The organism is Pseudomonas sp. GW823-FHT06B06 (assembly GCF_058795195.1).
Genome location: NZ_JBXAHO010000008.1, coordinates 29,114 through 44,751, shown reverse-complemented (window position 1 = coordinate 44,751; position 15,638 = coordinate 29,114). Strand labels below are relative to the sequence as shown.

Annotated in this window: 16 protein-coding genes; 6 read left to right on the top strand and 10 right to left on the bottom strand. The window is 59.2% G+C overall.

Going from position 1 to position 15,638, the window contains the following annotated elements; genetic code table 11:
• Positions 1-26 precede the first annotated feature (26 nt).
• Positions 27-746: a PA5502 family lipoprotein gene (locus AC1Q8Q_RS09260; RefSeq protein ID WP_151143780.1), complete on the top strand. Its 720-nt coding sequence runs from the start codon at positions 27-29 to the stop codon at positions 744-746.
• Between the two features lie 120 nt (positions 747-866).
• Here AC1Q8Q_RS09260 and katE read toward each other — a convergent pair whose 3' ends face one another.
• Entirely contained in the window at positions 867-3,026 is a 2,160-nt protein-coding gene (katE, locus tag AC1Q8Q_RS09255) for a catalase HPII (protein ID WP_277352214.1), read from the bottom strand.
• A 189-nt stretch (positions 3,027-3,215) separates the two neighbouring features.
• Between katE and AC1Q8Q_RS09250 the strand changes: the two genes are divergently transcribed.
• The 3 genes from AC1Q8Q_RS09250 to AC1Q8Q_RS09240 all read left to right on the top strand — a co-directional run bounded on the left by AC1Q8Q_RS09250 (position 3,216) and on the right by AC1Q8Q_RS09240 (position 5,761).
• The gene (locus AC1Q8Q_RS09250; RefSeq protein WP_033038874.1) at positions 3,216-4,223 is read left to right on the top strand and encodes a methionine ABC transporter ATP-binding protein; all 1,008 of its coding nucleotides are present in this window, start codon (positions 3,216-3,218) and stop codon (positions 4,221-4,223) included.
• Positions 4,223-4,897: a methionine ABC transporter permease gene (locus AC1Q8Q_RS09245; protein ID WP_008002212.1), complete on the top strand. Its 675-nt coding sequence runs from the start codon at positions 4,223-4,225 to the stop codon at positions 4,895-4,897. Before AC1Q8Q_RS09250 ends, AC1Q8Q_RS09245 begins: the two co-directional genes overlap by 1 nt.
• Before the next feature lie 90 nt (positions 4,898-4,987).
• Complete coding sequence (locus AC1Q8Q_RS09240) at positions 4,988-5,761, top strand: MetQ/NlpA family ABC transporter substrate-binding protein (RefSeq protein WP_020798051.1); 774 nt, start codon at positions 4,988-4,990, stop codon at positions 5,759-5,761.
• An 85-nt stretch (positions 5,762-5,846) separates the two neighbouring features.
• On the opposite strand, the gene AC1Q8Q_RS09235 is transcribed toward AC1Q8Q_RS09240, so the two are convergent.
• From AC1Q8Q_RS09235 to AC1Q8Q_RS09215, 5 genes are read right to left on the bottom strand one after another with little or no spacing between them, the layout of a single operon-like run.
• Entirely contained in the window at positions 5,847-6,482 is a 636-nt protein-coding gene (locus AC1Q8Q_RS09235; protein ID WP_020798052.1) for an SCO family protein, read from the bottom strand.
• Entirely contained in the window at positions 6,479-7,378 is a 900-nt protein-coding gene (gene cyoE / locus AC1Q8Q_RS09230; protein WP_020798053.1) for a heme o synthase, read from the bottom strand. Before cyoE ends, AC1Q8Q_RS09235 begins: the two co-directional genes overlap by 4 nt.
• A complete protein-coding gene (locus AC1Q8Q_RS09225) occupies positions 7,366-8,439 on the bottom strand; it encodes a COX15/CtaA family protein (RefSeq protein ID WP_020798054.1) in 1,074 nt (357 codons plus the stop codon). Before AC1Q8Q_RS09225 ends, cyoE begins: the two co-directional genes overlap by 13 nt.
• A 10-nt stretch (positions 8,440-8,449) precedes the next feature.
• Positions 8,450-9,043 (bottom strand): PA_0111/PP_0108 family redox-active disulfide protein, encoded by a 594-nt coding sequence (locus AC1Q8Q_RS09220; RefSeq protein ID WP_020798055.1) that lies wholly within the window; start codon positions 9,041-9,043, stop codon positions 8,450-8,452.
• Positions 9,009-9,749 (bottom strand): SURF1 family protein, encoded by a 741-nt coding sequence (locus AC1Q8Q_RS09215; RefSeq protein WP_020798056.1) that lies wholly within the window; start codon positions 9,747-9,749, stop codon positions 9,009-9,011. Before AC1Q8Q_RS09215 ends, AC1Q8Q_RS09220 begins: the two co-directional genes overlap by 35 nt.
• Positions 9,750-9,819: 70 nt before the next feature.
• Here AC1Q8Q_RS09215 and AC1Q8Q_RS09210 point away from each other — a divergent pair, with 70 nt between their 5' ends.
• Positions 9,820-10,023 carry a twin transmembrane helix small protein gene (locus AC1Q8Q_RS09210; protein ID WP_083349954.1) on the top strand — a complete coding sequence of 68 codons (204 nt, stop codon included), beginning with the start codon at positions 9,820-9,822 and terminating at the stop codon, positions 10,021-10,023.
• Between the two features lie 96 nt (positions 10,024-10,119).
• Here AC1Q8Q_RS09210 and AC1Q8Q_RS09205 read toward each other — a convergent pair whose 3' ends face one another.
• The 4 genes from AC1Q8Q_RS09205 to coxB form a co-directional block, all read right to left on the bottom strand.
• On the bottom strand, positions 10,120-11,007 hold the full coding sequence (locus AC1Q8Q_RS09205; protein ID WP_020798057.1) for a cytochrome c oxidase subunit 3: 888 nt from the start codon (positions 11,005-11,007) through the stop codon (positions 10,120-10,122).
• A gap of 25 nt (positions 11,008-11,032) precedes the next feature.
• Positions 11,033-11,584 (bottom strand): cytochrome c oxidase assembly protein, encoded by a 552-nt coding sequence (locus AC1Q8Q_RS09200; RefSeq protein ID WP_033038877.1) that lies wholly within the window; start codon positions 11,582-11,584, stop codon positions 11,033-11,035.
• 131 nt (positions 11,585-11,715) lie between these two features.
• Entirely contained in the window at positions 11,716-13,314 is a 1,599-nt protein-coding gene (gene ctaD / locus AC1Q8Q_RS09195; protein ID WP_020798060.1) for a cytochrome c oxidase subunit I, read from the bottom strand.
• A gap of 82 nt (positions 13,315-13,396) precedes the next feature.
• Positions 13,397-14,524: a cytochrome c oxidase subunit II gene (gene coxB, locus AC1Q8Q_RS09190; protein WP_020798062.1), complete on the bottom strand. Its 1,128-nt coding sequence runs from the start codon at positions 14,522-14,524 to the stop codon at positions 13,397-13,399.
• Positions 14,525-14,893: 369 nt separating this feature from the next.
• Here coxB and AC1Q8Q_RS09185 point away from each other — a divergent pair, with 369 nt between their 5' ends.
• Positions 14,894-15,544, top strand: coding sequence for a hypothetical protein (locus tag AC1Q8Q_RS09185; RefSeq protein WP_020798063.1), 651 nt, complete (start codon positions 14,894-14,896; stop codon positions 15,542-15,544).
• Positions 15,545-15,638: the final 94 nt, after the last annotated feature.

Below are 15,638 nucleotides of genomic sequence, written 5' to 3'. Positions count from 1 at the left end.
TTTTGCGCAAATAGAGAGTCGCAGGAATGAAGTCGTTCGCCTCCCGTTATCTGCTCCTTGTCGCATTTTCTTTGCTGCTGGGCGCTTGCCAAAGCACGCCACCGGCAGCCACCGAGGCCCCGGATGCGCGGGCCACGGCCATTGCACAGCTGGAACAAAGCCTGGCCAGCAGCGAGCTGGCCACAGCCGAGAATCAATTGGCAGCGTTGCAGGCCGAGTCCCCCAACGATCAGTCCCTAGAGCAATACCAGCGTCAACTGGCCGAAGCCTATCTGCTGCGTAGTCAGATCGTCCTGCAAAAGGGCGATGTAAACGCTGCTGCCACCGCATTGGCCCGGGCTCGGGTCTTGATGCCTAAAGCGCCTGCGCTGACCGGTGGTGTCAACGGTGCCATCGCACAAGCCCGCAAGGCTGAGCTGGAAAAGGCCGAAGCAGACCTCAAGTCCGCCGAAGCCAAGCGCAAGGCCAAGGTCATTGACCCTGAGGCTGAAAGCACGACGGTGAAGCTGAAAATCACCGATATGGGGAAAATGCGTCGTCAATTGGATGCTATTGCCGCCGATGTGGTGAATTTTCAGTGCGATGTGAGCCTTCAGGTTCCGCGTACCGATGATTATCCTTGGCTGGCCAATTTGTTGATCAAGCGCGTGCAGAAGCTCGATCCGCAGTTTGATCTGAAGCTGGATCGGCAGATTCTGCGCAGCGTTCCGGCGCAGATGGTATTGAGTCCCCGCAAAGCACCTTGAAAGCATCGCGGGCAAGCCCGCTCCCACAGGGTTTCGGGTCGGCCGCACATTTTTTGGCCAACTTGTCCACTGTAGGAGCGGGCTTGCCCGCGATGGCATCCTATCCGACGATAAAGCTTTCTAGGCCGGAATCGCTTTAGCCTTCGGCTCCCTGTCCCAAACCCGATGCTGTCCAATCGCGGCAAAGAATGGCTTGGCCAACTTGCTATCCGCCCCTATGACCAACCCCGCATCAACCTCCAGTTTCAACACATCCAGCAACTGCTTCGCCTCACCGTGCAACGCAATCGCTTTCAAATGCTTGTAAGCCTCCAGTACGTAATGCAACGCCACACCGTCAGTGCTCAGCGCCTTGATCGATGCCGCGCCTCCAGGCACGAACACAGCGTCGAATGTTACTGAAGGCGAGCCTTCCATGGACGCATCTACCGGCAACGACTTGCCATCGGAGGTTTTCACCGGGGCCGAGGTCGGGCCGAGCAATTTGGCATGCGCCCCTTCAGCTTCCAGCGCTTTCTTCATGGCATCGATTGCTGCCCCGTCCACGCCGTCGGCCGCCAGGATCGCTACCTTCCGGGTTTTGATGTCGCCTGGCAGCAGGTTGGCCTGGCTCAGGGCCGGCGAGCGGTCCGGGGACGTTTTCGGTACATCGACGGTCCCCGCTTTCGGCGCCGCAAGCCCGAGGTTCTGTGCCACCCGTTTGGCCAGCTCCAGATCGATGTTGGCCAGGATTTCATTCACTTGCCTGGCCCGGATGAACTCACGCTCAACCTTGCCCAACTCAAAGCTGTATGCCGCGATGATGTGTTCTTGCTCATGCTTGCTCATGCTGTGGAAAAACAGCCGTGCCTGGGAGAAGTGGTCGCTGAACGACTCGCTGCGCTGCCGGATCTTGTTGGCGTCGATGCGCTCCGCATAACTTTCGAAACCGCCGTCCTGGGCGGCAGGAGGTGTTTCTTTCGGCCATCCGCCGTCGATGGAGTTGGGTTCGTAGGACGCACGCCCCTTGTCGATGGTGGTGCGGTGTAATGCATCACGCTGGCCGTTGTGGAGTGGTGTTACTGGACGGTTGATCGGGATTTCATGAAAATTCGGTCCACCAAGTCGGCTGATCTGCGTATCGGTGTAGGAAAACAGCCGACCTTGCAGCAACGGATCATTGGAGAAGTCGATCCCGGGCACGATATGCCCCGGGCAGAATGCAACCTGCTCGGTTTCGGCGAAGAAATTGTCCGGGTTGCGGTTGAGCGTCATTTTCCCCAGTGGCGTAATGGGCACGAGCTCTTCAGGAATCAGCTTGGTGGGGTCGAGGATGTCGAAATCGAAGGCGTGTTCGTTTTCCTCCTCAATAATCTGCACGCCGAGTTCCCATTCCGGGTAGTCACCCATCTCGATGGCTTCCCAGAGATCGCGGCGGTGATAATCGGTGTCTTTACCCGCCAGTTTCTGCGCTTCATCCCACACCAGCGAGCAGGTCCCGGCGGCGGGGCGCCAGTGGAATTTGACGAAACGCGATTTACCTTCGGCGTTGATCAACCGGAAGGTGTGCACGCCGAAACCTTGCATGCTGCGCAGGCTTTTCGGAATTGCCCGGTCGGACATGGCCCAGATCACCATATGGGCTGATTCAGGTTGCAGTGAGACAAAGTCCCAAAACGTATCGTGGGCCGAGCCGCCAGTAGGGATTTCATTGTGAGGCTCGGGTTTTACTGCATGGACAAAGTCGGGAAATTTGATGGCGTCCTGGATGAAAAACACCGGCATGTTATTGCCCACCAGGTCGAAGTTGCCTTCATTGGTGAAAAACTTCACAGCGAAACCACGTACGTCCCGCACGGTATCGCCTGAACCACGGGGCCCCTGCACGGTGGAAAAACGCACGAACACCGGCGTTTTCTGCGCCGGGTCTTGCAGGAAACCGGCCTTGGTCAGTACTGAGTGGTTCTCGTAAGTCTGGAAGAAACCATGGGCACCCGTGCCTCGGGCATGCACGATACGCTCGGGGATGCGCTCATGGTCAAAGTGCGTGATTTTTTCACGCATGATGAAGTCTTCCAGCAACGATGGCCCTCGGGCGCCGGCTTTCAAGGTGTTCTGATTGTCCGCCACCTTCACGCCCTGATTGGTACGCAAGGCCTGACCGGTGGCGTCGGAACGGAATTTTTCCAGGCTATCGAGCTTGGTATTGGTGTTGCTGCGGTCCAGGGTATCGGTCCCGGCCAGTGCGCTCTTGGGGGCGGCAGGCTTCTTGGTGCTCATCAGGCATGACTCCTCGGGGATTGTTTCGAGTGGCCTAATTAGTGACTGATGACGTTTCGAGCCGTTCCTTTTATCTGACCTTTGATCGCGTTATTGCCAAATGACTGGTTGAATACGAAATAAATGCTAAGAACTGCTATACGGACAGGCTAAAATGCGCGCCCGGCTAACCGCTGATCCTTTTCCAACGCGCCCCACAAGGTTCGCTACGTGATCGAGTTTCAAAACGTCCATAAAACCTACCGCGTCGCCGGTAAGGATATCCCCGCCCTGCATCCGACCAGTCTGACGATAGAGAATGGTCAGGTCTTTGGTCTGATCGGCCATTCCGGTGCGGGAAAAAGTACCCTGCTGCGTCTGATCAATCGCCTGGAAAACTCTAGCGGCGGCAAGATCATCGTGGACGGCGAAGAAGTCACTGCGCTCGATGCCAACGGACTGCGCCGTTTCCGTCAGCAGGTCGGAATGATTTTCCAGCACTTCAACCTGCTGGCGTCCAAGACCGTTGCCGACAACGTTGCGCTGCCGCTGACGCTGGCCGGTGAATTGTCCCGCCGCGAGATCGATCTGCGCGTGGCCGAGTTGTTGGCCCGGGTCGGTTTGTCCGATCACGCCAACAAGTATCCAGCGCAGTTGTCCGGCGGCCAGAAGCAGCGTGTCGGCATTGCCCGCGCCTTGGCGACCAAGCCGAAAATCCTGCTGTGCGACGAAGCCACCAGTGCACTGGACCCGCAGACCACGGCGTCGGTCCTGCAATTATTGGCTGAGATCAATCGTGAGCTGAAGTTGACCATCGTGCTGATCACCCATGAAATGGACGTGATCCGCCGAGTCTGCGACCAGGTCGGCGTCATGGACGCTGGCGTGATTGTCGAGCAAGGTTCGGTGGCCGAGGTGTTCCTGCATCCGAAACACCCGACGACCAAGCGTTTCGTGCAAGAAGACGAGCACATCGACGAAAGCGAACAGCGTGACGACTTCGCACACGTGCCAGGCCGCATCGTGCGTCTGACCTTCCAGGGCGAAGCGACCTACGCGCCCCTACTGGGAACCGTCGCTCGGGAGACCGGTGTGGACTACAGCATCCTGGCCGGTCGGATCGATCGCATCAAGGACGTCCCTTACGGGCAACTGACCCTGGCCGTGACCGGTGGTGACATGGAAGCGGCTTTTGCCCGCTTCACCGCGGCCGACGTTCACATGGAGGTGCTGCGCTAATGGAAGCCCTGACTAGTTTCTTCGCCAACATCGACTGGTTCGAAATCTGGCTGGCCACCGGTGATACGCTGCTGATGCTCGGTGGTTCGCTGCTGTTCACCGTGTTGCTGGGCCTGCCGCTGGGTGTGCTGTTGTTCCTCTGCAGCCCGCGTCAGTTGCTGGAAGCCAAAGGCGTCTACGCGATGTTGTCTCTGGTGGTGAACATCCTGCGTTCGCTGCCCTTCATCATTCTGTTGATCGTGATGATTCCGTTCACCGTGTTGATCACTGGCACTTCCCTGGGGGTCGCCGGCGCGATCCCGCCGCTGGTGGTCGGTGCCACGCCGTTTTTCGCGCGGCTGGTGGAAACCGCTCTGCGCGAAGTGGATCGCGGCATCATCGAAGCGACCCAGGCCATGGGCGCGACGACGCGGCAGATCATCACCAATGCCTTGCTGCCCGAAGCCCGCCCGGGCATTTTCGCGGCGATTACGGTGACGGCCATTACACTGGTGTCCTACACGGCAATGGCCGGTGTGGTCGGTGCCGGTGGTCTGGGTGACCTGGCGATCCGGTTCGGCTACCAGCGTTTCCAGACTGACGTGATGGTGGTGACGGTGGTGCTGCTGCTGGTGCTGGTGCAGGTCCTGCAAACCGTTGGCGACAAGCTGGTTGTGCATTTCTCTCGGAAATAAAACGTTCTCGTACATGACAAATGAGCCGGCCATTCGCTTGAGGCGCCGAAGACTGGCGCCTCAAGCGGGTACCCAAAAGGAGTTAGCTGAATGAAAAAACTACTCGTCGCATTCGCTGCTGTTGCAGCCTTTTCCGCCCACGCCGCCGACACCCTGACAGTCGCCGCGACTCCGGTTCCGCACGCGGAAATCCTCGAGTTCGTTAAACCGGCCCTGGCCCAGCAAGGCGTGGACCTCAAGGTTAAAGTCTTCACCGATTACATCCAGCCGAACGTGCAGGTCGCGGAAAAACGCCTGGACGCCAACTTCTTCCAGCACCAGCCGTACCTGGATGAGTTCAACAAGGCCAAGGGCACCAACCTGGTCTCGGTGGCCGGCGTGCACCTGGAACCACTGGGTGCTTACTCCAGCAAGTACAAGACCCTGGAAGAGCTGCCAAGCACCGCCACCGTGGTGATCCCGAACGACGCCACCAATGGTGGCCGCGCGCTGCTGCTGCTCGCCAAGGCCGGTGTGATCAAGTTGCAGGATTCGAACAACATCCTGTCGACGGTCAAGGACATTACCGAGAACCCGAAGAACCTGAAATTCCGTGAGCTGGAAGCCGCGACCATCCCGCGCGTGCTGACCCAGGTCGACCTGGCGCTGATCAACACCAACTACGCGCTGGAAGCCAAGCTCGATCCGTCCAAGGACGCGCTGGTCATTGAAGGTAGCGACTCGCCTTATGTGAACATCCTGGTTGCCCGTCCGGACGACAAGGACAGTGAAGCGATGAAGAAGCTGGTTGCTGCCCTGCACAGCCCGGAAGTGAAGGCCTTCATTCTCGAGAAGTACAAAGGCGCGGTGGTGCCTGCGTTCTGATTGGCTGACGCAACGAAAAAGGGGACGCCATAAGCGTCCCCTTTTTTGTGCCTGAAATATCGTTCCCGTAGGAGCGGTATGGTGGTTATTTGCGGTTGAGCATCACCGGCAATTGCGCCACCAGCTTCACATTGTTCAACGGCGCCCGAATGAAGCCGCGCTGGGTTCCGTCCGGGCCAATGACCGCGAGGTTACCGCTGTGGTCGACCGTGTAGTTCGGCTTGCTTGTATCGGCCGGAATGAACGGGATGCTCACGGCATTAGCGATCTTTTGCAGATCCTCGGTCGACGTCGCCGTTAGGCCGACAAACTGCGGATCGAAGTAGCCCAGGTACTGCTTGAGCTGCTTGGGCGTATCGCGGTGCGGATCGACACTGACCAGCACGATCTGCAACTTATCCACAGCCTCCGGCGGCAATTCACTCTTGATCTGGCGCAGTTGGGCGAGGGTGGTCGGGCAGATATCCGGGCAGAAGGTGTAGCCGAAGAACAGCAGGCTCCACTTGCCTTTGAGCTCGTTGATGGCCACCGGCTTGCCGTCCTGATCAGTCATCTTCACATCCGGCAGGTTGCGGCTTTGCGGCAGGAGAATGATCCCCGCGTCGATCAGTGCCGTCGGGTCGCCCTGGCCTTTGCCGGAGAGCACTTTGTTAATGGTCAGGCCCAGGACCAGCGCGATCAGGGCGACAAGGATGAAGACGGTTTTCTGGGTTCGGGTCATAGGTTCAACAATAAGTAGTGGTCAACGAGCAGGGCGATGAACAGCAGGAACAAGTAGTAAATAGAGTACTTGAAGGTGTTGATCGCCGCGTGCGGCCGAGTGCCACGGTACAGCACCACGGCCCATTGCAGGAATCTGGCGCCAAGACCGATGGCGCAGACCAGGTAGAGCAAGCCGCTCATGTGGATCACGTAGGGCATCAGGCTGACGGCCAGCAGCGCGCAGGTGTAAAGCAGGATGTGGATCTTGGTGTAGTGCTCGCCGTGGGTCACCGGCAGCATTGGGATGTCAGCCTTGGCATATTCCTCCTTGCGATGGATCGCAAGGGCCCAGAAGTGTGGCGGGGTCCAGGCGAAGATGATCAGCACCAACAGCAGCGGTTCGGCGCTGACGTGGCCGGTGGCGGCGGTCCAGCCGAGCAGCGGCGGAGCGGCCCCGGCCAGGCCTCCGATGACGATATTCTGCGGCGTCGCACGCTTGAGGAAACCGGTGTAGACCACTGCGTAGCCGAGCAGGGAGGCAAGGGTCAGCCATGCTGTCAGCGGATTGGTGAAGGCCAGCAACAAGGCCTGGCCAAGCAGTGCCAGCACCAGGGCAAAAGTCAGCGCGGCGGCCGGAGACACCCGGCCTTCGGCCAGTGGCCGTTTGTGGGTGCGAGCCATGACCGCATCGATCCTGCGGTCCACCACGTGGTTGACCGCTGCCGCACCGCCCGCACACAAGGCAATGCCCAGGTTGCCGAACACCAGCACGGTCCACGGCACTCCGGCGCGCGTTGCGAGGAACATCCCTACCAGTGAAGTGATGAGCATCAGCACCACCACTTTTGGTTTGGTCAGCTCCAGGTAGTCACGCCAGATTGCCTGGCTGTGACGTTCGCCGATCAGAATCGCCATGGCGTCTCTCCTTTTATTGTTATGGGCCCGGCTGAATGTTTACGCGGGCTGAAACGCCAGCGTGTCGGCTGCTTGACCCGAACCAGGCTGGTCCGGGCGTGGTAATTGACCAACACCATCGTCAGCAACAGCGCTGCGCCCCCGGCGTTATGGGCGACGGCAATCGGTAGCGGCAGGTGCAACAGCACGTTGCTGATGCCCAGGGTGATTTGCGCCGCGAGGGCGATCAGCACCAACCCGGCGAGTCGCGTCATGCCAACGACTTTCAGTTGCCAGGCGAGGCCAAGTAACACCAGGGTCACCAACAACGCGCCGATCCGGTGTGTCAGGTGAATCGCGGTGCGGGCGTCGCTGTCCAGTTGCCCGCCGAGGTAGTTCGGGCCGATGTGCTGGGTCAGGTGAAAGCCATTGGCGAAGTCCGCAGGCGGCAGCCATTGCCCGTGGCACGTCGGAAAGTCGATGCAGGCCACAGCGGCGTAGTTGGAGCTGACCCAGCCACCCAAGGCGATTTGCCCGATGACCAGCAACAGCCCCGCCGTCGCCCAGTACTGCAGGCGTCGCGGCACCGTCAATGCGGGCAGTACGCCGGACAGGCGCAAGGTCAGCAGAAACAGCAGGCTCAGGGTCGCAAAGCCGCCAAGCAGATGTCCGGTGACGACTTGCGGCCAGAGCTTGAGTGTCACCGTCCACATGCCGAACGCGGCTTGGGCAAACACCACTGCCAGCAGGAACAACGGCAGCTTCACCGGTTGCCCTGGATGCCGGCGATGGACCCAGGCCCTACCGGCCAACACCGATATCAGCAGCCCCAGCGTGCCGGCGAAGTAGCGATGGATCATCTCGTTCCAGCCTTTATGGGCTTCTACAGGCGTGTCCGGAAAATGCAATTCGGCATGGGCCAGTTGTGCTTCGCTTTTGGGCACGCTGATAAAACCGTAGCAGCCAGGCCAGTCCGGACAGCCCAAGCCTGCGTGGGTCAGGCGGGTATAGGCACCGAGCAACACCACAATCAGTGCCAGAAAGGTGGCAAACAGCGCGAGGCGAAATCCAGGCTTGGCCATGACGATGCCCTTATCCGATGTTCGACAGTTTCAGCAGGTGCCGCAGGTCATTGAGCAGATCCTTGCCCTTGACTGACGGGTCGTAGCGCAAGACCAGATTGCCGTGGGGATCGATGATCCACAGGTGTGGAGAGTCATTACTCTGAGCTCCTTTGGTGTAGGTCGGCAAATCCAGTGGATAGCGCTGCAACTGCGGGTACTCGCGTTGAAGTTTAGTCTCGTAATCACTGCTCAGCGGCTGTGTCGCCGCCAGTGCGTGACTGGCGCGACCGGCATCGCGACCCAGGCCGATCTGGATTTGGCGCGCCAGATAAACCAGTTGCTGGCAGTCCACCGAGCACTCTTTCGGTGCCGTCACCAGCAACTGCCAGCGGTTTTCCTGCGCCCGTACGCCAAGGTCGGCGCGGCTCTGTCCGTTGCCGATCAGTTCGCCGTGATAGCTGCGGCCTTCCGGCACCCAGAAATTCAGTTTGTACATGCCGGTGGCCAGGATCATCGGACCGACCACCCCGAGCACAATCAGCAGTAACTGCAACCGTCCCTTGCGCCGGTTCACCGGCGTTTTGGCCTCAGACATGCTGGGTGGATTCATGGCCGCTCCCATGGTGTTTCTCCTTTGCGTTGTGCCAGCCGAGGTAGAGGTAAAGACCGAACAGGGCGATCGACATGGCGAACCACTGCACGGCATAAGCGATGTGTTTTTCCGGCCCCATGGCCACTACCGGCCAATCGGCCTGGTACGTCGCGGGCCCGGTTTCTGCGCGTAATTCGTAGGCAAAGCCTTCACGGCCCAGGGCTGCCCAGAGTGCATTCGGGTCAATGGCCGTGAGTAGTTTTGGCCAAGTGCTGGTGCTTGGGTCGGCGTGGAGCTGGAAGGTCGCGCCGGGTGAAACGTAGACCCATGCATCGAGACTCAAGGCATCGGTCGGTGTAGTGAATCGCGGCGGCGTCCGGCGGTCGGGCCAAGGCAGCCAGCCGCGATTGACCAGCAGCCACAGCCCAGTTGCCTGATCCTGAAACGGTTGCAGCAGCTCGACCCCGACTTTTCCGCCACGCTGACGGTTATCCAGCAACAGGCTGTGCGCGGCATCGAACTGGCCATGCAGGTGAATCCGTCTGAAGGCCGGGTCTGCCGTGTGTTGCAGCTCGGTGCTGGCCATCGGTTCTGCAGCCCGGCGTTCAGTATAGGTTTGCAGTAGCGCGCTTTTCTCCGCACCCCGGCTCAATTGCCAGAACCCAAGCGACACCAGCAGGGGCAGCAACAGCGCAACCACCAATGTCGGAATGATGCCCGGCCGAAAGCGCTTCATGGCATCGCCAGAAAGTCGGTCGTCGCGATAGCTATACTCAGATGCATCGCTTGTCCCCCGGAGTCCCACCATGCTCAAAGCAGCCATCGTCCTGATGCTGATTGCCACGGTTGTCAGCCTGTTCAGCGGCCTGTTTTTTCTGGTCAAGGACGACAGCAGCTCGAACCGCCTCGTCATTGCCTTGAGTGTTCGTGTAGCACTGGCCGCCATTACCGTCGGCTTGATCGCCTGGGGCTTTTTCAGCGGCCAGCTTGTATCTCGCGCACCCTGGTAACCGTAGGAGCGAGCATGCTCGCGAAAAACTCGAAAGCATCGCGGGGTATCAGGTTCCCCGCGTTATCGTTGGATACCATCGCGAGCATGCTCGCTCCTACAGCACATAGACGAAAACAAACAGCCCGATCCACACCACATCCACGAAGTGCCAGTACCAACTCGCTGCCTCGAAGCCGAACTGATGTTCGCTGTCGAAGTGCCCACGCATGACCCGCATCAGCATCACGAACAGGATGATGGTGCCGATCGTCACGTGGGCGCCGTGGAATCCGGTGAGCATGAAGAACGTGGCGCCGTAGATGCCCGAACCCAGGGTCAAGCCCAGTTCGTTATAGGCGTGCATGTACTCTTCGGCCTGAAAGCCGAGGAACGCAACGCCCAGCAGCACCGTGAGCGCCAGCCAGATTTTCAGCGCGCCGCGATGGCCCTTCTTCAAGGCATGGTGGGCGATGGTCACCGTGACGCTGGAGGTCACCAGTATCACGGTATTGAGCAGCGGCAATCCCCAGGGGCTGATGACCTCCTTCGGTGGTGGGAACAGCTTGGAATCGGGGTTGTTCAGCAGTGGCCAGGTCCACTCGAAGGCAGGCCACAGCATGTGAGCGAGGCCCTTGGTGCCTTCGCCACCCAGGGCGGGACCGGATACATGGCGCACATAAAACAGTGCGCCGAAAAAGGCGATGAAGAACATCACCTCTGAGAAAATGAACCAGCTCATGCCCCAGCGGAACGAGCGATCCATCTGCGCGCTGTACAAGCCGCCGCGACTTTCCTTGATCACCGTACCGAACCAGCCAAAGAGCATGTAGGCCAGCAACAGGCCACCGACGAAAAAGATCAGCGGGCCGTGGGATTCCGGCCGCGCCGCTTTCAGATCGTTGAACCAGATGGCCAGGCCGAGCACCGTGACGAACATCCCGACCGTAGCGATGATCGGCCATTTGCTCTGGGCCGGAACGTAATAATGTTCATGAGTTGCCATTTATTGTTCTCCTTATCGGGCACGCTCAACCGCCAGTATTTACTGCGACCGGTGGATGTCGGGCGGTGATATCGAACAGCGTGTAGGATAGCGTCAGGTGCTTCACATCCTTGGGCATGTCACGGTCAACGATGAAACGTACCGGCATCTCGATTCGTTGACCGGGCTGCAGCACTTGTTGGGTGAAGCAGAAGCATTCGGTCTTGTGGAAGTACGCCGCCGCCGCGCTGGGCGCGATGCTCGGCACCGCCTGGGCGCTCATCGGGCGATCGGTAGGGTTGTGCGCGATGAAGATCATCTCGTTCACTGCCCCGGGGTTGGCCGTCAATTCATCATGCTTGGGATAGAAATCCCAGGACATGTCGGCGGAGTTGGTCGACAGGAACTGCACGCGAACCTGTCGCGAGGTATCGACCGTTTGCTCACCCTCATACTGCCCGGCGGTCTTGCCGTTGATGCCGAATGCCTTGCACATCACGTCGTAGATCGGCACCAGGGCAAAACCGAAGACAAACATCGCTACCACCACCAGTAACAGGCGGGTGACCAGTTTCTTCATCGAAATCGAGTCAGCCATGATTTCTCACCTGCGCCGAGAGCCCTGTGGGAGCGAGCCTGCTCGCGAAGCAGACGCCACGGTTTGGCAGGTAGACCGCGTCATCGTTTTTCGCGAGCAGGCTCGCTCCCACAAAGGCCATGGCGCTCATTTCATTTCACTTCCGGCGGCGTGGTGAAGGTGTGATACGGCGCCGGTGAGGGAACGCTCCATTCCAGGCCTTCGGCCCCATCCCACGGTTTGGCCGGTGCTGGCGGGCCACCGCGAATGGTCTTGATCACGATGAACAGGAAGAAAATCTGCGTTGCACCGAACATGAAGGCGCCGATCGACGACACCATGTTGAAGTCGGCGAATTGCAGGTTGTAGTCCGGAATCCGTCGAGGCATGCCCGCAAGCCCGACGAAGTGCATTGGGAAGAAAGCCAAGTTCATGCCGATGAACGACAGCCAGAAATGCAGCTTGCCGAGGGTTTCGTCGTACATGTGGCCGGTCCACTTCGGCATCCAGTAATAGGCCGAGGCGAAGATCCCGAAGATTGCACCCGGCACCAGCACGTAGTGGAAGTGCGCGACCACAAAATACGTATCCTGGTACTGGAAATCCGCCGGGGCGATGGCCAGCATCAGTCCGGAGAAACCGCCGATGGAGAACAGGATCACGAACGCCACCGCGAATAGCATCGGCGTCTCGAAGGTCAGCGAGCCTTGCCACATGGTACTGGCCCAGTTGAACACCTTGACCCCGGTGGGTACCGCGATCAACAACGTGGCATACATGAAGAACAGCTCACCCACCAGCGGGATACCGACCACGAACATGTGGTGCGCCCAGACGATGAACGACAGGAACGCGATACTCGCCGTGGCGTAGACCATCGAGGTGTAGCCGAACAGCGGCTTGCGCGAGAAGGCCGGAATGATCGAGCTGACGGCACCAAAGGCCGGCAGGATCATGATGTACACCTCGGGGTGGCCAAAGAACCAGAACACATGCTGGAACAGCACCGGGTCACCGCCACCGGCGGCGCTGAAGAAGCTGGTACCGAAGTGGATGTCCATCAGCATCATCGTCACGCAACCGGCCAGTACCGGCATTACCGCGATCAGCAGGAACGCGGTGATCAGCCAGGTCCAGACGAACAGCGGCATTTTCATCAGCGTCATGCCGGGGGCGCGCAGGTTGAGGATGGTGGCGATCACGTTGATCGCACCCATGATCGAACTGATCCCCATCAAGTGGATGGCGAAGATGAAGAAGGTCACGCTTTCCGGCGCGTACGTCGTCGACAGCGGCGCGTAGAACGTCCAGCCGAAGTTGGGTCCGCCTCCTGGGGTGAACAGGGTCGAAACCAGCAGGATGAATGCCGCTGGCAACAGCCAGAAGCTGAAGTTGTTCATCCGCGGCAGCGCCATGTCGGGTGCGCCGATCATCAGCGGAACCATCCAGTTGGCGAGGCCGACGAAGGCCGGCATCACCGCACCGAAGACCATCACCAGGCCGTGCATGGTGGTCATCTGGTTGAAGAATTCCGGCTGGACGATCTGCAACCCCGGCTGGAACAGTTCGGCGCGAATCACCATCGCGAACGAGCCGCCGAGCAGGAACATGGAAAACGCAAACCACAGGTACAGCGTACCGATGTCCTTGTGGTTGGTCGTCAGCACCCAGCGCATCAGGCCTTTGGCAGGGCCGTGGGCATGTTCGTGTGCGGTGCCGGTCTGAACATGGTCATCGACTACAACAGTCATGTCCTGTCTCCTGCAAGCAGATGGGCTGGGCAGGTCGGGGCGTGCTGCCCCGACGGGTTCCTTGGGTGCGCAATAGACTGGGTCATTTGCTTTCCGCCTGTTTCAGCTCCAGCACTTCTTTGGGGGTGACCATGTCGCCCTTGTTGTTGCCCCAGGCGTTACGCTCGTAGGTCACGACCGCTGCGATATCGACTTCCGACAGTTGCTTGCCGAACGCCGCCATGGCGGTGCCAGGCTTGCCGTGGAAGACAATGCTCAGGTGATCCTTGATGGGGCCGGTGGCGATTTTCGAGCCCTTGAGAGCCGGGAACATGGGCGGCAGGCCCTGGCCTTCGGCCTGGTGACAGGCCACGCAGGCGGTGTGATAGACCTTGTCGCCGCGCTCTTTGAGCTCGTCGAGGGTCCATTCCTTACTGGTCAGCTCCTTGAGTTGTGCAGCCTCTGCCTTGCGTTCAGCCAGCCACTTTTCGTAATCGGGCTTGTCCTTGACCTCAACCACGATCGGCATGAACCCATGATCCTTGCCGCACAGCTCGGCGCATTGGCCGCGGTAGACACCGGGCTTTTCGACACGGGTCCAGGCTTCGTTGACGAACCCCGGGATCGCATCGCGCTTGACCGCGAAGGCCGGCACCCACCAGGAGTGAATCACGTCGGCAGAGGTCACCAGGAAGCGCACCTTGGCGCCGATCGGAAGCACCAGGGGCTTGTCGACCTCGAGCAGGTAATGCTCGCTCTTGGCTTCCTTGTTGTGGATCTGATCGGCGGGAGTGGCCAGGTTGCTGAAGAACTCAACGTCCTGGCCCAGGTACTTGTAATGCCATTTCCACTGATAGCCGGTGACCTGGATATCGATATCCGGCTCACTGGCGTCGTACATCTTGATCAGGGTGGCAGTCGCCGGAACCGCCATGGCCACCAGAATAATGAAGGGCACGATGGTCCAGAGAATTTCGACGGTGGTACTTTCGTGAAATTTTGCCGCCACCTGCCCGGTAGAGCGGCGGTGCAAGATCATCGACCAGAACATGGCGCCAAAGACGATGATGCCGATCACTACACAGATCCAGAAAATGGTCATGTGCAGGTCAAACACAGCGTGACTGATTTCAGTCGCTCCAGGCGCCATATTCACAGTCCAGGCCGCTTGTGCCTGACTGAAAATCGACCACAACAGGAGGCCCATCCAGACATGTGGATGTCGCATCATTGCGGGTTCCCCTTATCGTTCTTGTTATCCCGCCGGCTTTCACCTGCGGCAAGGGAGCGGCTGCATCAGACTACGAACTTGAATCGCCGGGCCTTGCTGCATTGCAGTCGGGCGTCATCAGCTAACTCCATTCCAACCCGAGTATAGACAGCGACTCCCACCTCGCAATGTGCTGGCGTAAATCATCTGAAACAGCATTAACTTGCTTTGCAGGGCACGAATGGAGAAGGATGCAGACGAGTGGTGGCAAACCGATATAACGGAGGCGTCTCAAGGATGAAATAATTATGACAAATGCGTCTTAGCATTTTTCGTATGCCAGCTAAGTTATGTCTTCCCTATTTCATTGCCTTGTTTCCTGGAGTTTTCATGAACACCGCCGCATTGCGCGAGCAGATCCAAAAAGCACAACAACACGAAGCCGAGAGCGGCCTGCTGACGCGTCAGCTGGAAAACCAACTGCCTCACCTACACCGCGCGATCCAATTACCGGAGGCGGATGCCAACGGCGTCCTGACACGTTTTGTCGCCGCCTACATTGAGGAAGTACCTGATCTGCTGGATGCAGCCAATGAAGTCGCCAGGGAAGCGGGTATCGAATCGCAGGTAAAACCGGTGCTGAAAATCGCCGAACAGTACTTCCTCCAGCCGCCGGCGATCATGGCCGGGCACGTCGGGCTCGACAGCCTGCTGGACGAAGCCTATCTGGCGCACCGGTTCGTCGAAGAGGTCAACGACCTGTACATCAAGCATCTTGGCCAGCCACTGATCCCCTTGGACATGACTGTCGCCAACCTGATTGCTCACCAGTTGATCGGTGAGGAGTTCGCCAACCAACTGGACGAGGCGGTGCATCACGCTGTGGACGAGATGCTCAACGACGAAAGCTTTGCGCTGGAGTCGGTCGAAGCCTACCGCGAGAAACTCAGCAGCCCGGACACCGGCGCCGCATGGAAGCGCTGGCCGTGCATGTCCCGCCGCCTGGGTGTGGGCCTGGAGCTGGAACAGCCGGTGGCGTAGGTTCGCATTACCCTTGTAGGAGCGAGCATGCTCGCGATGGTCGACAACGATTCCGCGGGTATTCTGACACCCCGCGGTGTTCTTTGGTCCATCG